The following is a 25,278-nucleotide window of genomic DNA, read 5'->3' as shown; positions in this document are numbered from 1 at the left end:
ATATTATTTTTTCATCACTTTTACATTCATTTCTTCTACCTTTTTATCAGATAAAAGTGATGGTGCGCCAAAAAGTAAATCTTCACTGGTTCCTGTTTTTGGGAAAGCCATAACTTCTCTAATTGATGCTTTCTTTTCTAAAATCATCATTAATCGGTCTACACCCCAAGCAATACCACCGTGTGGTGGCGCACCATAATGGAATGCCTTGTACATGGTGCCAACACTTTTCATCATATCTTCTTTGTTGTACCCCATGTTACGGTATGTGGCTTCTAAAATTTCAGGTTTATGTGCACGCACAGAGCCGCCTCCAATTTCGTAACCATTCAAAATTAAATCATATTGTTGAGCTATAATTTTGCCAATTTCTTCTTCTTTACCGTTTATATGTTTTTCAATATCATAGGTTGCTGGCATTGAAAAGGGATTGTGGGTAAACGTCCAGTTGCCTTCGTCGGTTTTTTCAAACATAGGAAAATCTACCACCCAAGCAGGTCTTAATTCTTTAGCGTTTATTAGGTTTAGCATGCGCCCCATTTCTTGCCTAACAGCATCTAAGGCTTTGTTTGCTGTGGCATAATCTGCAGCTGAGAAAAATACAATGTCTCCAACTTTAGCATTTGTTGCTTTAATAATGTTGGCTGCAATAGTTTCACCTAAAAACTTAATGATAGGTGATTGTAAATCGTCTTCATTCATAATAATGTAAGCAAGTCCGCCTAAGCCATGTTCTTGGGCAATACTAGTAAGCTTTTCAATTTGCCCTTTAGACATGCGTTTTTTACCTTGCTCTTTAGCTGATACTTTTATGCATTTTACAATACCGCCTTCATCAATAGGTTTGCTAAATACTTGGAAAGTAGTATCTTTTACAATAGCTGTAATGTCTTGCATTTCTAATCCAAAACGAAGATCTGGTCTATCACAACCATACTTGTCCATGGCTTCTTTGTAGGTTAAAACTTCAAAAGGTTTTAAAATCCATTTTTTACCATAAATTTTGGTAACAATATCATTGAACATTTTGGTGTTCAAATCTATAATTTGTTGCATGCTGGCATAAGCCATTTCAATATCTAATTGGGTGAATTCTGGTTGACGGTCACCACGAGAATCTTCGTCTCTAAAACAACGTGCAATTTGGAAATATTTTTCATAACCACTCACCATAAGCATTTGTTTAAATTGCTGAGGTGCTTGTGGTAAGGTGTAAAACGCTCCGGGTTCTTTACGTGAAGGTACAATAAATTCGCGTGCACCTTCATCTGTACCAGCACTTAAAATTGGTGTTTCAATTTCAAGAAAATCTTGTTCATCTAAAACATCGCGTATTAATTTTATAACCTTGTGGCGGTTTCTAATAACGCGGTGTACATCTTGGTTTCTGTGGTCTAGAAATTTATACTGAAAACGTGTGGTTTCATTAGTTTTTAATGCGCGTTTTATCTCAAAAGGTAAGGTTTTTGAAAGGTTTAGAATTTCTAAAGCAGATGTTTCTAATTCTATAGTACCTGTTCTTAAGCTTGGGTTAAAATCGTCCTCTTTTCGTTTTACAATAACACCCGTAACCATAATAACAGATTCTGGTTTTAGTTTTACTAAATCGTCAATATTACCATAGGTTTCTCTGCTTAAACGCACTTGGAAAATTTCGTTACTAGAATCTCGTAAATCTATAAACATTAATTCACCGTGGTCTCTAACACTAGAAACCCAACCTGCTAATGTTACAGTTTGTGATATGGCATCTTCTGATAGTTGCGATGCAATATGGGTTCTGTATTCATCTTTAATAACTAACGGAATTTCTGGTAAAACCTCTTCCTTTTGTGTGGTTGTTGGTTGCTGATTGTTGGCTATTGATGTTTTTTTACTGTGAATTTCGGTATTTTGTTTTTCATCATTTTTACCCGAAAGTGCCTTTAAAATACTTTCGCGAATAACTTTACCCGAAGCGCCTTTACCAATAATACCAATAACTTTACCAACTAAAATACCAGCTTTTCCTTGGTTTCCGGCTTTAATATCGTTAGCAACGGTTTCGTTTTCAGAAATTACTTTAGCAATAGCATTGTTTATAGTGGTTTCTGAAATGGTGTTTTCTTCAAAATAGGTTTTATAGTTGAAGTTTGGATTTTCAATAAGTTTTGAAATAGCATTTTGTGCTAAAACAGGTGTAACTTTATCTTCTTTAAATAAACTGAAAACTTCAATAAAATCATTGATGTTTTTAATGTTGGCGTAATCTTCTGGTTTTAAATTGTTGGTTAGCGTTTTAGCAACAAATGACGGTTCTTTAATTACATTGTTTATGGTAACAAATGTTTGAGAACGTAAGGCATCTGCGGTAAAAAACTTAGCATCTTGTGGTAGCACGCCTCCTTTAATTAAAATACGCTCAACGGCGTGGGGTAGTGCGCTAGTATCAACATTAATAGCATTAACAACGTCTTTTATATTTACAAAAGGTAAATCTGGCTCAGAGATAAAGCGGTAATCTGCTTCAAACTCTTTTTTACGCATGGTTTTGGTTTGCTTTAAATCTGCATCAAATAAAACCGTAGTTTGGTCTGGTCTAAATTTTTTATGCTCTAAAAAGTAGTTGAGTTGTTTACCAACTTCTTCAATTAAAGCTTCGGTCATGAATTTAAAAGAATTGAGGTTTTTAATCTCGGTTCTTGGGTTAAGTTCATAACTATGCTTTTTTCTTAAAGATACCGAAACATCAGATTTGAACTCACCTTTTTCAAGATTAGCTTCAGAAATTTTTAAGTTTTGAACAATACGTTGTAAGTATTGCGCGTAGGTTGAAGCATCTTCAATATTTCTAATACATGGTTCTGTAACAATTTCAATTAAAGGTACGCCGGCTTTATTAAAATCTACTAAAGACACGTTTTTTTCGTGCATTAATTTAGCGGCATCTTCTTCAATATGTACTTGTGTTAAATTTACGGTAAATTCACTACCATCGTTTCTAAAACACGCTACTTGTCCGTCTGGAATTACCGGATTATGAAATTGTGTAATTTGAATGTTTTTTGGGTTATCAGGGTACTCATAATGCTTTCTATCCCAAGAAATAACCTCATTGCTAAAAGTAGATTTTACTGCTTTTCCAAAGTAAATAGCTTTAGTAATGGCTTCTTTGTTTACAGCAGGTAAAACACCCATTTGCCCAGTACAAACAGAGCAAATATGATGGTTAGGTATATCTGTTTCCTCATTAGGACACGAGCAGAATAATTTGGTTTTTGTATTTAATCTAATGTGTGTTTCTAGCCCAATAACCAATTCAAGTTCGTGCGCTTTTAGTGCGTTATTTAATTGCTCTAAATCCATTATAGTATGTCTTTTAAGAAGTTAGCAAACTTCAAAACAAGTTCATCATTATTTTTTGCAGCCGTAATTTGTAAGCCTGTTTCAGTACCTTGTGGAACTGTTAAAGTTGGTAATTGCCCTAAGCTAAAACCAACGGTATAAGCATCAGATAAATACATGGCTAGTGGGTCTTTTAAACTGTCGCCAATTTTTGGTGGCGCCATTGGTGTTACAGGTGAAACAATAACATCAACTTCATTAAAATCGTTTTCAAAATTTTGAGAAATTTGGTCTCTTAAAGCCAAACCTTTTAAGTAAATTTCATCACTAAATCCTTGTGATAGTACTTGATTACCACCAACAATTCTGCGTTTTGTTTCTTCCGAAAGGTTTTCAGATCGTGTAATAGAATAGCTTTCTTTTAAATTATCGGCGTCAATACGGTTGCCGTAATTTGTGCCATCTAAACGTGAAAGGTTAGAGGCAGTTTCGGCCATTGCCAATGTGTAATAGGTAGAAACTAAAGTATCTGCTTCAAAAAAATCTAAAGCTTTTACTTCAATACCTTTTTCTTTTATTTTTTCAATAGTTGAAAGGAAATCTTTTTTGATATTTTCATCAATAGCCTTACTGTCAACAAAGTTTTTAAAATAGCCAACGGTTTTTATATTTTCAGTATTTAAAACTGCATTTTGCTCAATTTCTACAGAAGCGTAAGTAGTTTGATCTTTTACATCTTTACCACTCATAGCATTTAATACAATACGGATATCTTCAATAGATTTTGCAATTGGCCCAACGCAATCTGTTGATGAGGCATAAGCCATTAAACCGTAGCGAGAAATACGACCATACGTTGGTTTTAAACCATAAATGTTATTGTAACCAGCAGGTTGACGTACAGAGCCGCCGGTATCACCACCTATTGAGAATACGGTAAAATCTTTAGCAACATTTACAGCAGAACCGCCACTAGAGCCGCCACCAACAAGTTCTGGGTTTTTGGCGTTTTTTACTGCGCCAAAAATGGTGTTTTCACTAGATGAGCCGTGACCAAAACTATCGCAGTTTTCTTTTACTAAAGGTATAGCGCCGGCATCTAATAATTTTTTTATGGCTGTTGCAGTATAGGCCGATTTGTATTTTTTTAACAAATTTGAACTAGCTGTAGTGTATGTGCCTTCAACCATATACACATCTTTAATACCAAAAGGTATGCCTTCTAGCAAGCCAATAGGTTCGCCATTTGCTATTTTTCGGTCTACTTTTTCAGCTAAATTAATAGCTATATCATCAAGTAAGCTATTAACGGTATTGTGTGTGTTTGCTTTTAAAAGTGCTAATTTTTCTTTAACTAAACTTACACAAGAAATTTCTTTGCTTGTAAGTTTATTGTGTAATGAGCGTATTTGAGAATCCATACTTATTCTTCTATAACTTTAGAAACAACTAAATATCCTTTTTTCTGCTTAGGGAAATTGTCTTTTATAATTTGTTTTTCTGTTTCAGAGCTTTCAATAACAACATCATCTCTTAAACTGCTAACAGAAACAGCATTACTTTTATTGGTATTAAATGTATTGTTTGTGGCGTGTGCATTTTTTATAACATCAAACAATTTGCTAACGGCTTCAGAAGGTTTAGCGTCTTTAATACTCGACAGAATGTCGACTGTCATGATTTTGCTCATTACTAACTTTTTTAGATTAAAAAAAGCCTTCCGTTATTGGAAGGCTTTTATATATTTTTAAACAATAACCTTCCAATCCTAACAATTAGGATTATTGAAATTATTGTTGTTGTTATTAATATGTCTCATTTTTTATTGCTCCAAAGATAGTTAGAATATGCATAGTAACTAAATTTTTTTTAAGGCGTATTTCATAATTAAAGAATTGCTAAAAAAAATGATTTTAAATTGTAATCTGTTTAAGTTAATTGTGAAAATAATAAGTGTTTTTAGAGTGTATATTGTAATAGTTTAATACAAACCAATACAATGTAAACTTAATTTATAAAAGTTTGTTCATAAAACATGCGTTGTAAGGCGTTTTTATGTTTTTTGTTGAAATAAGTTTTGATGCGTTATATTGAAAATTTGTTTTAAGGTGTTTTTTAGCGCGTTTAAGCAGCTTTTTTAATTTGCAGTAATTGTTAATAATTTTTGTATAAACTCTTTTAAAAGCGTTAAAATCGCTTTTTTATTTCGTATATTTGTTTTTAATGACGATGAAATGATGCGTCATTTTTTGTTTAAACAAAACTCTAACTGCAGTAATAAGCAAAATAGCTGCAACATAAATTTAACTTGCCTTGGCGCAGTAACAAAAGCAAAAAAATAAAATAAATAAAAAAGTATGAGCGAAGAAGCTAAAAAGCATAATTATTCGGCTGATAGTATTCAAGCATTAGAAGGTATGGAGCATGTACGCATGCGCCCTTCAATGTATATTGGTGATGTTGGTGTACGCGGTTTACACCATTTGGTTTATGAGGTGGTTGATAACTCTATTGATGAAGCATTAGCAGGACATTGTGATACCATAAAAGTAACAATAAACGAAGATAACTCTATTACTACTGAAGATAACGGACGTGGTATTCCAGTAGGTTTACATAAAAAAGAAGGCGTATCTGCACTTGAGGTTGTAATGACTAAAATTGGTGCCGGTGGTAAGTTTGATAAAGATTCATATAAAGTATCGGGTGGTTTACACGGTGTTGGTGTAAGTTGTGTTAATGCACTTTCAGAAAGTTTAAAGGCAACCGTTTACAGAGAAGGTAAAATTTGGGAACAAGAGTATGAGCGTGGTAAAACACTTTACCCTGTAAAAACTGTAGGCGAATCAGATCTAACAGGAACTGTGGTAACTTTTAAACCAGATCCGCAAATATTTCAACAAACTTTAGAGTATAACTATGATACTTTAGCTAGCCGCTTGCGTGAGTTAGCCTACTTAAATAAAGGTATTACCGTAGTACTAACAGATTTAAGGCATAAAGATGAAAAAGGTGAATTTATAACTGAAACGTTTCATTCTGAAGCTGGTTTAACAGAGTTTGTTCAATATTTAGATGCTACACGAGAGCCTTTAATGAAAGATGTTATTGCTTTTGAAGGTGAAAAAAATGGCATTCCTGTTGAGGTTGCCATGATTTACAATACTTCATACGCTGAAAATTTACACTCATACGTAAACAATATTAACACACACGAAGGAGGTACGCACTTATCTGGTTTTCGTCGTGGGTTAACACACACATTAAAAAAATACGCAGATTCATCTGGTTTAACAGATAAGTTAAAGTTTGATATTTCTGGTGATGATTTTCGTGAAGGTTTAACAGCTATTGTTTCTGTTAAAGTAGCAGAACCTCAATTTGAAGGACAAACAAAAACTAAATTAGGAAACAGAGAGGTGTCTGCTTCAGTAAGTCAGGCCGTATCTGAAATGTTAACCGATTATTTAGAAGAACATCCTGATGATGCTAAAACAATAGTACAAAAAGTTATTTTAGCAGCACAAGCACGTCATGCCGCACAAAAAGCACGCGAAATGGTACAGCGTAAAACCGTTATGAGTATTGGCGGTTTACCTGGTAAATTAAGTGATTGTTCAGAACAAGATCCAGAAAAATGTGAGGTGTTTTTAGTTGAGGGTGATTCCGCGGGCGGAACAGCCAAACAAGGTAGAGATAGAAATTTTCAAGCTATTTTACCGTTAAGAGGTAAAATTCTTAATGTTGAAAAAGCAATGCAACATAAAGTGTTTGAAAATGAGGAAATTAAAAACATATTTACAGCTCTTGGTGTTACCATTGGTACAGAAGAAGATAGTAAAGCCTTAAATCTTTCAAAACTACGTTACCATAAAATTGTAATTATGTGTGATGCCGATATTGATGGTAGCCATATTGCAACTTTAATTTTAACATTCTTTTTCAGATATATGAAAGAATTGATTGAAAGTGGGCATGTTTACATTGCTACACCGCCATTATATTTAGTAAAACGAGGAGCCAAAAAACGTTACGCTTGGAGTGATAAAGAACGAGATGAAGTTGTTGCAGAGTTTGGTGATGGCAGCAAAATACAACGTTACAAAGGTCTTGGTGAAATGAATGCTGAGCAACTTTGGGATACAACTATGAACCCAGAGTTTAGAACCATGAGGCAAGTACAAATTGATAATGGCTCTGAAGCTGATAGAATTTTTTCTATGTTAATGGGTGATGAGGTGCCACCACGTAGAGATTTTATTGAGAAAAATGCTATTTACGCTAATATTGATGCGTAATACCACTAAATAAGACAGTTTTTTTGAAAAGCCTCGTTTTAAAACGAGGCTTTTTGTTTAATCTAAATTTTCTTTAGTAATTATAGTAATAGGAGCATAATAATGAGATTCTGGTAATTTATTCATAACCAAATAATCACTTAAAAGCTTAATGCCATCATAGCCTTGAGAAAATGGATTCTGAGATATTAAAAAATCAATTGTATCATTTTTTAAATAAGCTATGTTTTTTTTGCTCGTGTCATAACCAATAACTCTCATATTTTTAATGTTTGAAGCTTCTAAATACTTCGAAATTAAAAACGTATTACTTGATGGCACAAAAACTCCATTAAATAGTGTACTATTAAACGCAAGGTTTAGTTTTTCAGTAATACTATTAAAATCTGTAAAACTAGGTATGTTTACTTCAATAATATTTACAGCATGTTTTTTTTCTTCAAAATATTGTTTAAAACCATTAATGCGTTCGTTTATTGAAGTATGGTTTCCTTTATTTAGTCTAAATACAGGAATTAAAATATTACTGCTTTTAGGTACCATTACTTGCATAAGTTTAGCCCCTAAATAACCACTTTTAAAAGAATCTTGCCCAATAAAAGCCAATGGTTTCAAACCATTTATTTGAGAGTTTATAAAAACGTATGGTATGTTTTTTTTGTCAAGCAATTTAACAATATCAATAGTTTCCTTTTGAAAAATAGGCGCTATTAACACAGCATCAAAATCATTATTTATAATAGCATTAAAAGCACTTATATATGAAGCGCTATCAAATTGACTATACATAAAAAAAGAGGTGCTTACTCTAAAGTTTTTAACATCTTCAGTAGCGTTTTCTATACCTTTTTTTGGGGCGCTCCAAAATTCATTTTCAGTGCTAGCTTCAGGTATTAATGCAGCAATTTTGTAGGTTTTATTCAATGCCAAAGTACTGGCAATTGTATTTATTTGAAAATTATGTTCCTTAATAATTTTCTCTATATGTGCTTTTGTTTTTTTTGATACGCCAGGTCTGTTATGTATTACTCTATCTACCGTTCCTGTAGAAACGTTTGCTTTTTTTGCTATGTCTTTTATTGTTGTCAATATTCTAAACTATTATAAACGCATATTTTAACGCTACAAATTAACATAAAAAACTGTATTTATTTGATATAGTAAAACTAAATTTATAATTTTACGTGCACGCACACGAAAACTAAATAATATAATTATTAATTAATTTAAAATGAATGTAAAACAAAATTACAGAATACTGTTTACGCTAGCTTTAGCGTTAGTAATATCTGTTAAAATTAATGCGCAAGCTAATAATAGCGAGTGGAAATCACTTTTTAATGGAAAAGATTTAAAAGGTTGGAAACAGTTAAATGGCAAAGCAGATTATAAAGTAGAAAACGGCGCCATTGTAGGTACATCAATAAAAGGAACGCCCAATAGTTTTTTATGTACAAAAGACATGTATTCAGACTTTATTTTAGAGTTTGAAGTTATGGTAGATCCTATTCTAAATTCTGGTGTTCAATTTAGGTCTAATAGTTTTAAAGATTATAATAACGGACGCGTTCATGGGTATCAATTTGAATTAGACCCTAGTAGCCGTGGTTTTAGTGGAGGTATTTTTGATGAAGCCAGACGCGGTTGGTTATACCCACTTTCTTTAAATGAAAAAGGTAGAAAAGCTTTCAAAAATGGGCAGTGGAATTCTTGCCGAATTGAAGCTATTGGTAATTCAATTAAAACATTTATAAATGGCGTTCAATGTGCCAATTTGGTAGATGATATTACGGATTCAGGTTTTATTGGCCTGCAAGTACATGCAATTGGTGGTAACAACCAAAAAGATGGTAAGCAAATAAAATGGCGCAATTTAAGAATTAAAACCAATAATTTAGAAAACAGTAAAACACCACAAGATCCTGAGGTTAAAGAAATGAGCTATTTGGTTAACACTTTAACTAATACTGAACTTAGAAATGGTTGGCGTTTACTTTGGGATGGCAAAACAAGTAACGGTTGGCGTGGTGCTAAACGTGATGATTTTCCGCCTTCAGGATGGGAAATGAATGATGGTGTTTTAACCGTTTTGGCTACCGATGGAGGCGAGTCTACAGGTCCTGGTGATATTGTTACAACTGATATTTTTAGCAATTTTGAATTAGAATTAGAATTTAAAATAACCGAAGGGGCTAACAGTGGTATTAAATATTTTGTTGATCCTAATTTGAATAAAGGCGCAGGTTCTGCAATTGGTTGTGAATTTCAAATTTTAGATGATAAAAAGCACCCAGATGCTAAAAAAGGTACAAACGGCAACAGAACTGTTGGCTCTTTATACGATTTAATGACTGCTGAAGGTTATACAGTTGAAGGTAGAAGTAAACAATTTAAAGGTATTGGTAACTGGAATAAAGCCAGAATTATTGTAAACGGCGGCAAAGTAGAGCATTGGTTAAACAACGAAAAAGTAATTGAATACGATCGTTTTTCGCATATGTTTAGAGCGCTTGTTGCTTACAGTAAATATAAAAAATGGGATAATTTTGGTCAGTGGCCAGCAGGTCATATCTTGTTACAAGATCATGGTGATACGGTACATTTCAGAAGTATAAAAATTAGAGAATTCAACTAAACTAATAATATTAAACAATATGAATCCAACAAGACGACAGTTCATAAAAAAGGCAGCTACCGGCACTTTGGCCGCTACGGTTTTACCAAGTATGAGTTTTGCAAATAGTAGCATTTTAGGCTCTAATGAGCGTGTAAATGTAGCTGTTATAGGTGTGCGTAGTAGAGCAAAATCTTTAATGCAAGCTATTCATAAATATCCTAATGCTAAAATTATTTATACCTGTGATGTTGATGATAATATAATAGCTAAGAACAATGAATGGATGCTTGAAAAGCTAGGTTATAAAGCTAAGGTTGAAAAAGATTTTAGAAAGGTTTTAGAAGATAAAGATGTTGATGCCGTTTTTATTGCAACACCAGAACATTGGCATGCACCTATGGCTATTTCGTCATTGCAAGCAGGTAAACACGTGTATGTTGAAAAACCGTGTAGCCACAATCTTTTTGAAAATGAGTTATTGGTAAAAGCACAAAAAAAGTACAATAAAGTAGTGCAAATGGGTAACCAACAACGTTCAGCTATAACCAGTCAGCAAGCGGTTCAAGAAATAAAAGAAGGTATCATAGGCGAAGCTTATAAAGGTGAAGCTTATTATTCAAATAATCGTGGCTCAATTGGCAAAGGTAAAGTTGTTGCAGTACCAAGTACTTTAGATTGGGATTTATGGCAAGGGCCAGCACCAAGAGAGGAATATAGAGATAATATTCACCCTTACAATTGGCACTGGTTTAAAACTTGGGGAACAGGAGAAGTACACAATAACGGAACACATGAAATTGATATTTGCCGTTGGGCACTTGGTTTAAATTTACCCAACAAAGTAACCTCTTTTGGCGGTAAATATACGTATGATGATGATTGGGAATTTACCGATAACCAAGAAGTTTTTTATGAGTTTGATAATGATAAGTACATAAAATGGGTTGGCCATAGCCGTGGTAAAGTAAAACCAGAAAGACCAGGTAGAGGCGCTACTATTTATGGTAGTAAAGGCACAATTACTTTGAGCCGAAATAGTTATCAATTATTTGGTTTAGACGGAAAATTAATTAAACAAGTTGATGAAAAAGAAAAGAGTGCAACGTTAAACACAGCAGGAGCTGGTAGTTTAGATGTTAAGCATATTGGTAACTTTTTTAATGCTATTAGAGTAGGCGAAAAACAAAACTCACCAATTGCCGATGCAGCTATAAGTACAGCGTTATGCCACTACGGAAATATGGCCCAATTTGTAGGTGAAACAATTAATATTGATACACAAACAGGTAAAGTTAAAGGTAATAAAAAAGCCATGAAGCATTGGAAACGTGAGTACGAAAAAGGTTGGGAACCAACACTGTAATTTTTTTTAAAACATCTTGAAATTATTCTAGGTTAATATTTATAAAAAAAGCTTCCAATTTTAGGAAGCTTTTTTTATGATTTAAAATAAACCAACACTAACACGTGGTGTTCTTAACCGAATACTGGTATTTATACTTGTGCCTCGGTTTGGGTATCTTTCATAATAATGGTTGTCATATCTGTAGTAATAAAATGATGCATGACTGTAGTAATGTTGCCCATGATGACAATGATTATCACAATGCTCATAATGTTCAGCATACGCATCTTTTTTTCCTCGCATATATGCTCTATAAGCTTTTTTGTCGCGCTTTTTTAGCTCTTTTTCATACGCTTTTTGTTCTTCCCAAAAGCTTTCTTCTTCGGTGGTGTTTTCAGCTTTAAATGTTTGTTCAAATTTAGCGTCTTCTTTAGCGCGTTTTTCATAATAACTCATTTTATCGACTGAAGCATTTTTAGTTGTATCTTCATTATTTTGAGCATATATTGAAAATGACATTGTAAAAAGTAAAGCTGTTATAACTGTTTTTAGTGTTTTCATAATATTACATTTTTAGTTTAACAAAGGCGTTTTAAACGCTTTTCATTAATAAGACACTTACAGTTGTGTTTACCCTACGCTTTTTTTAATTTTTTTTAAAAATCGAAGCCCAATGAGAATTGCCACACTCTATTTTGTGGGTCGCCTTCATCATAAACGCTACCCATGCCTAAATGATATCTTATACCTAAGCTTACGCCAGAATTTGTTTTAAAGCCAGCGCCAAGGTTTACGCCCCAATCAAAATTATTAGGATCAAACTCTTGTGATGTGCTGAATAAGCTAAAGTTACTATCAAACTCTTCTTTATGATTTATGGCTAAACCAACTTGTGGGCCAGCTTCTAGATAAAAATTATTATCAGGATAAATTTTTAAAAGTAGCGGCATGTTAATATAATCTAGCTTTTGGGTAAAAGTGCCACTACCATCATTAAGCTCATAACCTTGTTGTGAATATAAAACTTCAATTTGAAGTGCTAATGCTTCAGATAAGAATGATTCACCATAAAACCCGGCATGAAAACCGTGACGTTGGTTAGTTTCAGTTTCACCATCAAAACTTACAGCGGCTAAATTGTAACCAAATTTAATACCTGCGTTTGAAGTGGGTTTGTCTTGAGCATGTAGGCTAAACACAAAACTTAAAATAGTAATAATTGTTAAAAAATTAGTTTTCATAATATATAATTTAGGGATTAATATTTTTTATTTTCCGCCATTGGCTTTTAAATCGTCTAAACACTGTGCATCTAATTGTGGGGCCGTATTCATGTTAGACATGTTGCTAATTGAAGCACCAGACTCTGCGGCCCAATACATTAAACAATCTTGTTCATTACAATGCCTGGGGTGTTCTTCATCTTCATGATCATTTAGCATATCTGTACCTGCATTTGTTAAACCTAATAAATGCCCAAACTCATGGGTTATTACTGTGGTTTCAAGTAATGTTCTTTCTGGTTCAAAAGGCCCATTACTTAGGTTTTCAATAGTTTCTTGGTAAATTACAAATGATGTATTCCAATAAGCACTTCCAAGCGTAACGGTGTTGTTGGAGTTGTTACTAGATTTTCCGTTAACAAACAATGCCCAAATAGCTATTTGCGTATCTGTATTGTAAAGTTGGCGTTGTTCACGTTCAATATCAGCAATTTCGTTAATTGTATACGTATCTTTTCCTGTAGCTGGTATAGCGCGTTTTTGTACTGTTATACCGTTTGGTTTATTAGAGGTGTTGTTTATAAATGAAATTAAATTATTAATGGCAGTTTGTGTAGGCTCAAAACCTTCAACATACACTAATTCTATAACCAAGCTTTTAAAAGTGTTGCTAGATAAAATGTCATTGGCAGAACTGCCTGTTTCTTGCCTGTTTATATTTTTATTTACACTGGTATTTGTGTTAGCACTGTCATCATCTTTTGTACAGCCAAAAAATAAAAGTGAAAAAGCTAGTAAGGTTATAATTTTAAGTTTCATTTTTTATAGTTTTTATTTTTAAAAACAGCTGCCAAATTCATGACAGCTGTTTTACCATAACATATGTTACAAATGCTAAACTAGTTTAAATTTTAGTTAAAACAAGTGTTGCGGCTGCATTTGTAGTACTTTGCAGAGAGATTGAGTTTTCAGAATAACTGGTTACTTCCCATGTTTTGTTTAATACATTAAAGGTAGTGTTACCTGAAAAGGTTAATGATAAATAAACTTCAAGTTCAGATGTTACAGTGTATGTGCCTTCAACAGTTTCGGCAGTTGTGTTTACGGTATTTGTTGCAGTACAAGTTAAATTGTTAGCAAAGTTTATGCTATAGTCTGCAAAATCATTAGCGGTGTTAACACCAGTATTAATAAACGATTCAATTTTGTAAGCACCCTCAATTAAAATGCCTTCAACTTGGTTTGCATTATCTTCAGCTTCATCCATATCTTCATCAATATTTAAACACTCGTTAATTCTTGCGTTTAAATCCATATCACTTGAAATTTCAACAACGGTTTCATTGTTTAATGTTGCAGTTATTGGGTAGTTAACAGAAAATAATTCGTTATCACCAAAATTATTCATGTAAGTATAAAGAGCTTGTTCACTTTCAATAACTATGCTGCCGGTTTGTTCAAGATTTAAACTGTATGTTAAAATGGTTACAGGAAAATCAATATTTAAGCAGTTAATAGCATTTTCGGCTTTGTCTTCGGCATCTTCACAAGCATTCATTAAAGCATCATATTCAGCTTGGTTTGTTACTTGTACTTCGGTATAATTACTTAGTCTTACAGATAAAGGGAATTGAAATTCAATACTATCATCATCACCAACAATTTCACCTAAAATATTTAAAACTAATGCATAATCTGCTTGCGAAATTAATGTAACCTCCTGGTTGTTTATTGTGGCAGTAACAGGAAGTAATATTGATGAACAAGACATGCCGTCTAGAAAATCATCAAAACTACCATCATACATTGATGAGCGTTCTAAATTATTTGCAGTAGGTGACGTGGCTGAATTGGTGTTTGTTCTGTCTCCGTTTTCACTGTCAATTTCATCTTGACATGAGGTAAACGTTAATAACGACATACATAAAATAGCGAATAAAAATTTTAAATTTTTCATGATTTCAATGTTTTTTGGGTTTTTAAATGTTTCTTTTTCATAGCAATTTTGCTTTCTGTTGTTAAGACACTCCATATTTATTTTACCCTACACATGTTTTGTTTTTTTATAACGGCAAAATAGTATTTTGTGTTTACAGTAATAAGACACCAACATAAAAAAATACCCTACCATTTTTTTGTTTTTCTTATCAAAAAGAGTGTATTATATTGATTTTTAGACAAATAAAACTTTATTTTTTTATTTATATTTTTGCTGAATACATGAGTTAATATAAATTTATGAGCAACCCTAAGTCTAATCTTTGTGAAGAAAATTACTTTAATACCTTTTATTTAGAGCATGTTGAAGCTGTAAATAATTTTGCATTTTATAAATGTGGAGACCAAGCTGCAGCATTAGATTTGGTGCAAGATGCCTTTGCTAAAATTTGGGAAAATTGCTCAAAAATTGATGTTTCAAAATCTAAAACCTATTTGTTTACAACCGTAAATAATTTGTTTTTAAATACTGTTAGGCATGCTAAAGTGGTGTTAAATTACGCAAAAGAAACGCCTTATATTGATAAAACAAATTTAAACCCTGAATATATTTTAGAAGAAGATGAGTTTAAACAAAAACTGCAAAATGTTATAGCTAATTTAAGTGATGAGCAGCGCGAAGTTTTTTTATTAAACAGAATAGAAGATAAAAAATATAGAGAAATAGCAAGTCTTTTAAATATTTCGCAAAAAACAGTAGAAAAGCGTATGTCTGCCGCTTTAAAAATTTTAAGAGAAAAAATGGATGGTGTGAAAATTTAATTTTTAATTAGTGTAGGGTAAAAAACAATAAAGGTGTCTTAAAGATATAAAGCCAAAAAAATGCAAAAAGAAAATGACATATTAAAATGGTTTGATGGTGAAATTTCTTCAGAAGAAATACAACGTTTATACCCAAACGAAGACTTTGCAACTTTGCGAAAAATTGGGTTTTATTCAAAGCATTTACAAACACCAAAACTTGATAAGCACCAAGCACTACAGGCATTTAAAAACAAACAAACTAAAAAAGAGCCAAAGGTAATTTCGCTTCAAATAAAAACGTTTTTACGTGTTGCAGCAGTATTAGTTGTGCTTTTAACAGCATCATATTTTACGTTTTTTAATAATACAAAATTATTTTCAACAGCTGTGGCTCAAACCGAAACATTGCAGCTTCCTGATGCATCTGAAGTTATATTAAATGCACAATCTAACTTATCATTCAACAAAAAAACATGGAAAAATAATAGAACTTTAAATTTAGATGGTGAAGCATTTTTTAAAGTAACAAAAGGTGAAAAATTTACCGTACAAACAAGTGCAGGCTTAGTACAAGTTTTAGGTACACAGTTTAACGTGAAAGAGCGCGATAATTTTTTTGAAGTAACTTGTTATGAAGGTTCAGTAAGTGTTACACAAAACTCCAATAAAACTATTTTAACACCCGGAAAAACCTTTAGAGTTGTAAATGGTAATGTTGTAAATGTTGAAGACTTAAACACAAAAGCACCTTCATGGTTATTAAAAGAATCTACGTTTAACAATGTGCCGCTATGGCAAGTTATAAATGAATTACAAGTACAATATGATATTGTAATTACAGCCAAAAATATTGATGTATCAGTGCCTTTTACAGGTAGTTTTACGCATACCAATAAAAATATTGCGCTGCAAGCCATAACTATTCCTTTAAAACTTAGCTACAAAATAAATGGTAAAAATGTTGAGTTATATAATTATGAAGCTAAATAAAGCCCTTATATGCTCGGTAATTTTTGTCTTTTTCACAATACAACTACAGGCACAAGAACAGCTAGCTTTAAAAACAGTTATTTCTAATTTAGAAAACACTTTTAATGTAAAGTTTTCATATTCAGTAAATGATGTTGCAGATGTTGAGGTTTCTATACCCAAGCAATTAAAAACATTAAAAGGCATAGTAAATTACTTAAATGACGTTACGTTACTAAATTTTCAATTTTTAAATGAGCGTTATATTACAGTGTCAACATTACATAAAACCATTACGGTGTGTGCTATTTTGGTTGGAAGTAATAGCGAAGAACCACTTTTTGGAGCTTCGGTAGCAGTAAAAAATACATCAAAAGGTGTAATTACCAATGAAACAGGCTTGTTTACGTTAACTAATTTGAAAGTAAATGATGTTATTGAAATATCGTATTTAGGTTTTGAAACTGCTAGTTTTATTGCTAAAGATTTATTGAAAACCGATAATAGTTGTAAAACCATCATATTAAATGAGCAAAAAGAAAGCCTAAATAAAGTGTTGGTTTATAAGTTTTTAACCACAGGTTTCCAAAAACAAACCGATGGAAGTACGGTTTTAAACACCAAGTTATTTGGCATTTTACCAGGACTTACAGAACCAGATATTTTACAGTCTATTCAAACATTACCTGGTGTAGAAAGTGTAAATGAAAGCATTGCTAACATTAATGTACGTGGTGGTACTAACGACCAAAATTTAATACTTTGGGATGGTATAAAAATGTATCATTCGGGGCATTTTTTTGGTTTAATTTCGGCGTATAATCCGTATTTAACAAATAAGGTTTCAGTAACTAAAAATGGTACATCCAGTGAGTTTAGTGATGGTGTTTCAAGCACTATAAACATGCGAACTAAAAACACCATTAATAAAGAATTTTCTGGTGGTTTTGGCGCTAATTTAATGCACGCCGATGCTTTTTTTGAAATACCAATAACCAAAAAATTAGCATTTCATGTTTCCGGTAGGCGTTCATTTACAGACTATTTAAGTTCTCCAACCTATAATAAGTATTTTAACCGGAGTTTTCAAGATAGTGAATTAACCACAAATAGTGATAATATAAGTGAGAGTAATCGCTCGTCTAATTTTTTCTTTTATGATTATACCGCAAAATTGCTTTTCAATTTAAATAAAAATCAAACATTTAGAGCGCATGTTATTGGTATAAATAATAATTTAGATTATACCGAAGTATTTACAGATACTAACAATAAAACACAATCTAAAACCAGTAATTTAAAACAAGAAAATTTAGGTTTTGGTGGTAATTGGAATGCTGTTTGGAATACAAAATTAACAACCAATTTTAGCGGGTTTTACTCAAAATATAATGTATTTTCAAAAGATTACAGAGTTGAAACAGATCAAGAACTTACACAAACTAACGAGGTTTTAGAAACCGGTTTAAAACTTAAAGTTAATTATAAACTTAACAATTTTATAAACCTATTAAACGGTTATCAGTTTAGCGAAATTGGTATTTTAAATGCAACAAATGTAAGCGCTCCAGCTTATGATAAAACAAAAAAAGACGTGTTGCTAAATCATGCCGCTTTTAACCAATTAGAATTTAATAATAACAAAACGTATGCGCGCGTTGGCGTAAGGTGGAATTATTTTCAAAAGTTTAGTAAGTTTTTAATAGAGCCAAGGTTAAACTTCAGGCAAAAATTGTGGCCTAATTTTGCGTTTAAATTACAAGGCGAATTTAAAAACCAGTCGGCTACTCAAATTATAGATTTTCAAGATGATTTTTTAGGTGTTGAAAAAAGGCGCTGGATTTTAGCTAATGAACAAAGCATACCAATTTCAGAAAGTAAACAAATTTCAAGTGGGTTTCAGTATAATAAAAACAATTGGCTTTTTGATGTTGAAGGATTTTACAAATATGTAAACGGAATTACTACATCAAATCAAGGGTTTTATAACAATTTTCAAAGTATAAATGCCATAGGTAATTATACTGCAAAAGGTACAGAGGTTTTAATTAACAAAACGGCAAATAATTACAGTGCTTGGTTGAGTTATACGTATAGTTTAAATGATTATGAATTTAAAACCCTAACACCATCGGTATTTCCTAATAATGTAGATATAAGGCATTCTGTTTCAGTGGCATTTAATTATGATGTTTTAAAAAAAATAAATGTTGCAGTTGGTGGCATTTGGCGTACTGGGCAACCGTTTACAAAACCTGTTGAAGGTAATGAAACCGTACAAAGCGGTAATAATGTTTTTGTGAATTATGATACCCCAAATAACCAGAATTTAAATGATTTTATACGATTTGATGCTTCTTTAAACTATAGTTTTAAAATAACAAACAGCCTAAAATCATCATTAAAAATAGGTGTAATTAATATTTTAGATAAACAGAACATTATAAACACTTATTACGAAGTAAACCCCAATGATACCAATACAACTATTAAAATTGAAAACACATCACTTGGCTTAACGCCTAATGTTAGTTTTAGATGTCAGTTTTAGTTGAAATCATCGATTAAAAGCAAAAAATATCGACAAAAAATTGTTTTGTGTCGTTTTTTTTATACATTTGTTAAACCAAAATCTCAAAATTACCTATGAAAAAGTTAACGTTACTACTAGTGTTATGTTTAGCTACAATTACAACCAAAGCTCAAGATATTGATGCTTTACTAGCTGCAGGAGTAGACAATGCAGAATTATTTGCTAATGATTATTTAAAACCAGGAACAAATGGTTTAATGCACAGCATGAATGCCAACTGGTTTAATACTGCCGATGCTAAACCCCTTGGTGGTTTTGAAATTTCTATAATTGCAAATGCAGCCATGGTTGATGATGAAAACAAATCTTTTTTAATGAATATTGCTGATTATAACAGCAATCCAGATCAAGATTTTACCATAGAATTTGCAGACCAAGCTACTTCTAAAAGCGTAGCAACGGCTTTAGGTGAAAATAACCCAGATGTAGATGTTATTATTACTTATGAAGATGCTATTTTAGGTGAACAACAAGAAACAATAACGCTGCCAAGTGGTATAGGTTCTGCTACGGCAAATTTATTACCAACAGCCTTTTTACAAGGTGCAATAGGTTTAAGTAAAGGTATTGAATTGAAAGCGCGTTTTGTGCCTAATATTGAAACTGATGATGTAGAATTAGGTATGTATGGTGCTGGTTTGCAGGTTGAGTTTACCAAATGGTTACCTGCAGATAAATTATTGCCAGTAGCTATATCTGGTTTAGTGGCTTACACAAACTTAAACGGAAGTTATGATTTAACCGAGTCTTCAAATATCGATGGAGAAAACCAACGTTTAGAAAATAATACAAGCACTTGGTTGTTTCAATTAATTGCCTCAACCAAATTGCCAGTAATTAACTTTTACGGCGGTGTTGGTTACATTAAAGGCACATCAGAATCTGATTTGTTAGGAACTTATACAGTGCAAAGTGGCCCATTCATTTCTGAAACCATTCAAGATCCATTTTCTGTATCAAGTGAAGTATCAGCCGTAAGAGGAACAATAGGTACAAAATTAAAATTAGGTTTTTTTAGACTTAATGCAGAATATCATTTATCAGATTTTAACGCCTTTTCTGTAGGTGTTAATTTCGGATTCAGATAATAAAACACAACTATCAATTTTAACGATAGTTCATCAAAAACAGGATGTTTTAATTTTAGTTAGTTTATATTTAATTTTTTGTTTAAAAAAGTACAAGATTTAATCTTGTACTTTTTTTATTTAGAGCATATTAATTCTTAATTTTGTATGACTTTAATCAAGAGTTTTTTCTTTTTATTTGTTGAAATTTGCTAAGCAAACCCAATAAAATAGAACGTTAAAATATTTTCAAATAATATAACAAATAATAAAAACATGAAAGTAACAGTAGTAGGAGCAGGAGCAGTAGGTGCAAGTTGCGCTGAATACATTGCTATTAAAAATTTTGCTTCAGAAGTAGTTTTGTTAGACATTAAAGAAGGCTATGCTGAAGGTAAAGCTATGGATTTAATGCAAACAGCATCATTAAACGGATTTGACACTAAAATAACTGGTGTTACAAATGACTATAGTAAAACAGCTAATAGTGATATTTGTGTTATTACCTCTGGTATTCCTAGAAAACCAGGTATGACTCGCGAAGAGTTAATTGGTATTAACGCTGGCATTGTAAAATCTGTGTCTTCTAGCTTAATTGAGCATTCACCAAACACCATAATTATTGTAGTTAGTAACCCAATGGATACTATGACTTATTTGGTACACCAATCTACTAACTTACCAAAAAATAGAATTATTGGTATGGGTGGCGCTTTAGATTCTGCACGTTTTAAATACAGATTAGCAGAAGCTTTAGAAGCTCCTATTTCTGATGTAGATGGTATGGTAATTGGCGGTCACAGTGATACTGGTATGGTGCCATTAACAAGTCATGCTACTAGAAACAGTATTAAAGTATCTGAGTTTTTAAGCGAAGAACGTTTAGCACAAGTAGCCGCCGATACTAAAGTTGGAGGTGCAACATTAACTAAATTATTAGGTACATCTGCTTGGTACGCACCAGGTGCTGCAGTTAGTGGTTTAGTACAAGCTATTGCTTGCGATCAAAAGAAAATTTATCCTTGTTCAACCTTGTTAGAAGGTGAATATGGCTTAAACGATATTTGCATTGGTGTACCAGTAGTTTTAGGAAAAAACGGTATTGAAAAAATAGTTGATATTCCTTTAAGTGATGCCGAAAAAGAGCACATGAAAGCTAGTGCCGAAGGTGTTAGAAAAACTAACGGTTTATTAAATGTTGAAGCTTAATGCTTTAACACTAAAATAACATTTAAATAAAGACTGTAGCAATACAGTCTTTATTTTTATATATTTGGCGCATGAACGCAAAATGGTTCTTTAGTACATTTTTATTAGCATTTGCTTTTTTTGGATTAACCCAAAAGCAGGTTACTGTACCCAATCAGGAAGTTGTTTTAGAGTTTGTTAATAATGCAAACGTTACCAAACAAACGGTACAAGCAGCTATAAATAATGTTAAAAAACAGTTGCAAAGCGTTGGTGCTACTAATATTAAGGTTCAAGAAGGAAAAAACGGCACCTTAAAAATTTGTTACTTCAGTGTAATTAATGTAAATCATGTAAAACAAATACTAGCCAAAAAACATGGTTTAGTATTAGAACAACTACCTTTTGAGCAAGAAAATGATGGCTCTTCTTCATCAAAATCATCATATAATGTAAATGTTTACGAAATTGAAAAAGGCTCAGACCCTTCAAGTTTAAACGGTAAACACATCATACAAATAAAATATGATTCCGATAGGTTTACCAACCCAAACGTATATTTTCCGCTAATAAGCGTAGCAATAAACAAAACCAATCATCTAGTAAAAACTGCTTACAAAGTAAACAAGCAGGTTCAATTTACTGTGAAAAACGTACCTCATAAAGTTCCAGAGGTAAGGGCAGGCCCTATCTGTTAAAAAATCTTCACAACCCCACTATCATTAAAAAATAAAAGCGTTCTAAGCGCTTATATTTCAAACAATATCATAAAAATAATTGTCAAATTTTCCCGTAAATTATACATTTGCGCGTTCTAAAATTTAGGACTATAAAATTTTTGACCAAAATAATATAAGAATGCAAAACAAAGGATTAGTAAAAATATTTGCTTTGTTGTTTGGTTTGGTAAGTATTTATCAATTATCATTCACATTTAAAGCAAATCAAGTTGAAAGCAATGCCGAGGCTTTAGCTATTGAAAAAATAGCCGAAACAGAAGAAGATTATCGCGCAAAAAGAAGTCAAGAAGAAGCTAGTTATTTAGAGTCTATTGCAAAAGATACCGTTTTTAATATTGGTGTAGCAAAATACACATATGACGATGTAAAATCTAAAGCCATGAATTTAGGTTTAGATTTAAAAGGTGGTATTAACGTAATTCTTCAAGTATCTGTAAAAGACATTTTAAAAGGATTAGCAAATAATACAAAAGATCCTGTTTTTAATACAGCTTTAGAAAACGCTTCTGAAGTACAAAAAAACAGTCAGAATACTTTTTTAGAAGATTTCTTCATTGAATTTGATAAAATTAAGGGCGATACAAAATTAGCTTCACCAGATATTTTTTATACAAAAGATTTAGATGGTGAAATTAATGGAAGCATGACAGATGATGAGGTTAAATCAATAATTTCAACTAAAATTGATGAGTCTGTAGTATCTGCTTTTGAAGTATTACGTAAGCGTATTGATGGTTTAGGTGTAACATCACCAAACATTCAGCGTTTAGGAAATTCAGGTAGAATTTTAATTGAGTTACCAGGTGTAAAAGATATTGAGCGTGCAGAACGCAATTTTACAACAATGGCACAATTACAATTTTGGGATGCTTACAAAGGTGAGCAATTCTTTAATTTTTTAGCGCAAGCTAATGAGGTTTTAAAACCATTGGTTGAAAGTACTAAGCCACAAGAAGAAGTAAAAGGGAATGATGCTGAAGATGCTACCGCACAAGACGCTGTTGATGAGCTTTTAGGTGAAGCAACAACCGATTCTACAACGGTTGCAACAGTTAATCCGTTACTAGATTTAGTTAGAGGTCCTGGTTACCAAGGCGGACCAGTTATTGCACAGTTTGAGTTAAAAGATAAAGAAACAATTCTTGAGTATTTAAACAAAAAAGAAGTAAGAGCACTTTTACCAGCAGAACAACGTTTTGCAAAATTTGCTTTTGGCAAACCAAGTAAAGATTCTGAGCTTGTTGGTTTATATGCCTTAGTTGGAAACAGAGAAAATGTACCGCAATTAAGTGGTGCCGTAGTAACAGATGCTCGTGTTAATTTTGGGCCAACAGGTAAGCCAGAAGTATCAATGCAAATGAACGCTAAAGGTGCTAAACTTTGGGAAAAAATGACAGGCGATGCATTTAACAACAGAAGCCAAATAGCTATTGTTTTAGATGACGTTGTGTACTCTGCGCCAGGTGTTACTACTGGGCCAATTGCTGGTGGTAATTCTTCTATATCTGGTGATTTTTCTGTGGCAGAAGCAGATGATTTAGCAAACGTTTTACGTGCAGGTAAATTACCAGCATCGGCAGATATTATTTCAAGTGAAGTTGTAGGGCCATCATTAGGGCAAGAAGCTATTGATAGTGGTACAATGTCTTTTATTATTGCATTAATTGTAGTATTACTTTGGATGATTGTTTACTATGGTAAAGCAGGTGCATTTGCTGATGTTGCTATGGCTTTCAATATTCTTTTAATATTTGGTGTGTTATCTGGCTTAGGAGCTGTTTTAACATTACCTGGTATTGCTGGTATTGTATTAACAATTGGTATGTCTGTAGATGCTAACGTGCTTATTTTTGAGCGTGTAAGAGAAGAACTTGCTAAAGGAAAAGGGTTGAAAGACTCTATTGCCGATGGTTTTGGTAACGCATTATCTTCAATTTTAGATGCTAATATTACCACAGGTTTAACAGCTTTAATATTATTTATTTTTGGTACAGGCCCAATTAAAGGGTTTGCAACTACTTTATTAATAGGTATTGGTACATCATTATTTACTGCTATTTTTATTACTAGATTATTAATAGATTGGTACGTAAACAAAGGCGGAAACTTAAACTTCTCTACACCTGTAACTAAAAACTTATTCAGAAATATAAATATTGAATTCTTAAAGAAACGTAAAGTTGCGTTTATAATTTCAGGAATTTTAATAGCGGTAAGTTTAGGGTCATTAATTACAACAGGTTTAGATCAAGGGGTAGATTTTGTTGGTGGTAGAACATATCAAGTACGTTTTGCTAATGATGTTAGTCCTTCTGAAATTACAAACGCTTTATCTCAAGAGTCTGTTTTTGGTAGTGCTGAAGCTAAAACGTTTGGTGCAGAAAATCAGTTAAAAATTACAACTAAATATAAAGTAAACGAAAGTGGAGCAGAGGTTGATGAAGAAATTAAACAAAAATTATTTAATGGTTTACAGCCTTATTTAGATGGCATGACTTATGATGCGTTTGTAGATTTAAGTGATGATACTAAACAAACAGGTTTAATGCAGTCAGATAAAGTAAGTCCTACAATTGCCGATGATATTAAACAAGCATCTGTTTGGGCTGTATTAGGATCTTTAATAGTTGTATTCCTGTACATTTTATTCCGTTTTAAACGTTGGCAATATTCACTTGGTGCTGTTGTAGCAGTTTTCCATGATGTATTAATTGTATTAGGTATATTTTCATTAACATATAAGTTTATGCCTTTTAACATGGAAATAAACCAAGCATTTATAGCAGCAATTCTAACAGTAATTGGTTACTCATTAAATGATACCGTGGTTGTGTTTGATAGAATTCGTGAATTTTTCAATGCGCATACAGGTTGGAAGTTTGACCGTGTTGTAAACCAATCATTAAGTAGTACGTTAAGTAGAACATTAAACACCTCATTAACTACATTGGTAGTATTATTAGCTATCTTTATATTTGGTGGCGATTCTATTAGAGGCTTTATGTTTGCTTTAATAGTAGGTGTAATTGTAGGTACATATTCATCGTTATTTATTGCAACGCCAATAATGTATGATACTGTTCAAAGATTAGAAGATAAAAAGAAGAAAAACTAAAACAAAAACTAACTATTATGTTTTAGCCTATCAACATTTTGTTGATAGGCTTTTTTA

General features: G+C 32.3%; 18 protein-coding genes. 10 read left to right on the top strand and 8 right to left on the bottom strand.

Annotated features, from left to right (window positions below; all coding sequences use genetic code 11):
• Positions 1-3: 3 nt before the first annotated feature.
• Genes gatB/aspS through ACYX4H_RS02585 form a run of 3 tightly spaced genes read right to left on the bottom strand, consistent with a single transcriptional unit; the run spans position 4 to position 5,002 of the window.
• Complete coding sequence (gene gatB/aspS, locus ACYX4H_RS02595; RefSeq protein ID WP_476237662.1) at positions 4-3,345, bottom strand: bifunctional amidotransferase subunit GatB/aspartate--tRNA ligase AspS; 3,342 nt, start codon at positions 3,343-3,345, stop codon at positions 4-6.
• Positions 3,345-4,745: an amidase family protein gene (locus tag ACYX4H_RS02590; protein ID WP_476237661.1), complete on the bottom strand. Its 1,401-nt coding sequence runs from the start codon at positions 4,743-4,745 to the stop codon at positions 3,345-3,347. The genes gatB/aspS and ACYX4H_RS02590 overlap by 1 nt, the downstream gene beginning before the upstream one ends.
• Before the next feature lie 2 nt (positions 4,746-4,747).
• Entirely contained in the window at positions 4,748-5,002 is a 255-nt protein-coding gene (locus ACYX4H_RS02585) for a hypothetical protein (RefSeq protein ID WP_475295620.1), read from the bottom strand.
• Between the two features lie 679 nt (positions 5,003-5,681).
• On the opposite strand from ACYX4H_RS02585, the gene gyrB reads away from it, so the two are divergent.
• Positions 5,682-7,622 (top strand): DNA topoisomerase (ATP-hydrolyzing) subunit B, encoded by a 1,941-nt coding sequence (gene gyrB, locus ACYX4H_RS02580; RefSeq protein WP_476237660.1) that lies wholly within the window; start codon positions 5,682-5,684, stop codon positions 7,620-7,622.
• A 57-nt stretch (positions 7,623-7,679) separates the two neighbouring features.
• Here the strand turns inward: gyrB and ACYX4H_RS02575 are convergent, their stop codons facing one another.
• A complete protein-coding gene (locus tag ACYX4H_RS02575) occupies positions 7,680-8,711 on the bottom strand; it encodes a substrate-binding domain-containing protein (protein ID WP_476237659.1) in 1,032 nt (343 codons plus the stop codon).
• A gap of 142 nt (positions 8,712-8,853) precedes the next feature.
• On the opposite strand from ACYX4H_RS02575, the gene ACYX4H_RS02570 reads away from it, so the two are divergent.
• Both ACYX4H_RS02570 and ACYX4H_RS02565 read left to right on the top strand, forming a co-directional pair.
• Entirely contained in the window at positions 8,854-10,257 is a 1,404-nt protein-coding gene (locus ACYX4H_RS02570; protein WP_476237658.1) for a 3-keto-disaccharide hydrolase, read from the top strand.
• Between the two features lie 19 nt (positions 10,258-10,276).
• Positions 10,277-11,602 (top strand): Gfo/Idh/MocA family protein, encoded by a 1,326-nt coding sequence (locus ACYX4H_RS02565; RefSeq protein WP_476237657.1) that lies wholly within the window; start codon positions 10,277-10,279, stop codon positions 11,600-11,602.
• Between the two features lie 81 nt (positions 11,603-11,683).
• Here ACYX4H_RS02565 and ACYX4H_RS02560 read toward each other — a convergent pair whose 3' ends face one another.
• The 4 genes from ACYX4H_RS02560 to ACYX4H_RS02545 all read right to left on the bottom strand — a co-directional run bounded on the left by ACYX4H_RS02560 (position 11,684) and on the right by ACYX4H_RS02545 (position 14,764).
• A complete protein-coding gene (locus ACYX4H_RS02560; RefSeq protein ID WP_476237656.1) occupies positions 11,684-12,145 on the bottom strand; it encodes a hypothetical protein in 462 nt (153 codons plus the stop codon).
• Between the two features lie 95 nt (positions 12,146-12,240).
• Complete coding sequence (locus ACYX4H_RS02555; protein ID WP_476237655.1) at positions 12,241-12,825, bottom strand: porin family protein; 585 nt, start codon at positions 12,823-12,825, stop codon at positions 12,241-12,243.
• A gap of 27 nt (positions 12,826-12,852) precedes the next feature.
• Positions 12,853-13,626: a membrane metalloprotease gene (locus tag ACYX4H_RS02550; protein ID WP_476237653.1), complete on the bottom strand. Its 774-nt coding sequence runs from the start codon at positions 13,624-13,626 to the stop codon at positions 12,853-12,855.
• Positions 13,627-13,711: 85 nt separating this feature from the next.
• A complete protein-coding gene (locus ACYX4H_RS02545; RefSeq protein ID WP_476237652.1) occupies positions 13,712-14,764 on the bottom strand; it encodes a hypothetical protein in 1,053 nt (350 codons plus the stop codon).
• Positions 14,765-15,045: 281 nt separating this feature from the next.
• On the opposite strand from ACYX4H_RS02545, the gene ACYX4H_RS02540 reads away from it, so the two are divergent.
• The 7 genes from ACYX4H_RS02540 to secDF all read left to right on the top strand — a co-directional run bounded on the left by ACYX4H_RS02540 (position 15,046) and on the right by secDF (position 25,221).
• Entirely contained in the window at positions 15,046-15,567 is a 522-nt protein-coding gene (locus ACYX4H_RS02540) for an RNA polymerase sigma factor (protein ID WP_476237651.1), read from the top strand.
• Positions 15,568-15,627: 60 nt separating this feature from the next.
• Entirely contained in the window at positions 15,628-16,539 is a 912-nt protein-coding gene (locus ACYX4H_RS02535) for a FecR family protein (protein WP_476237650.1), read from the top strand.
• Positions 16,526-19,069 (top strand): TonB-dependent receptor plug domain-containing protein, encoded by a 2,544-nt coding sequence (locus tag ACYX4H_RS02530; RefSeq protein WP_476237648.1) that lies wholly within the window; start codon positions 16,526-16,528, stop codon positions 19,067-19,069. The genes ACYX4H_RS02535 and ACYX4H_RS02530 overlap by 14 nt, the downstream gene beginning before the upstream one ends.
• 95 nt (positions 19,070-19,164) lie before the next feature.
• The gene (locus ACYX4H_RS02525; protein WP_476237646.1) at positions 19,165-20,199 is read left to right on the top strand and encodes a DUF6588 family protein; all 1,035 of its coding nucleotides are present in this window, start codon (positions 19,165-19,167) and stop codon (positions 20,197-20,199) included.
• A 255-nt stretch (positions 20,200-20,454) separates the two neighbouring features.
• Positions 20,455-21,387 carry a malate dehydrogenase gene (gene mdh, locus ACYX4H_RS02520; RefSeq protein WP_475295607.1) on the top strand — a complete coding sequence of 311 codons (933 nt, stop codon included), beginning with the start codon at positions 20,455-20,457 and terminating at the stop codon, positions 21,385-21,387.
• 71 nt (positions 21,388-21,458) lie between these two features.
• On the top strand, positions 21,459-22,064 hold the full coding sequence (locus ACYX4H_RS02515; protein ID WP_476237645.1) for a hypothetical protein: 606 nt from the start codon (positions 21,459-21,461) through the stop codon (positions 22,062-22,064).
• A 160-nt stretch (positions 22,065-22,224) separates the two neighbouring features.
• Positions 22,225-25,221, top strand: a complete 2,997-nt coding sequence (gene secDF / locus ACYX4H_RS02510; RefSeq protein WP_476237643.1) for a protein translocase subunit SecDF — start codon at positions 22,225-22,227, stop codon at positions 25,219-25,221.
• Positions 25,222-25,278: the final 57 nt, after the last annotated feature.

The organism is Seonamhaeicola sp. ABD4_340, assembly GCF_056312135.1.
Note: the sequence above shows the minus strand (reverse complement) of the source record. Positions and strands in the feature narration are given on the sequence as shown.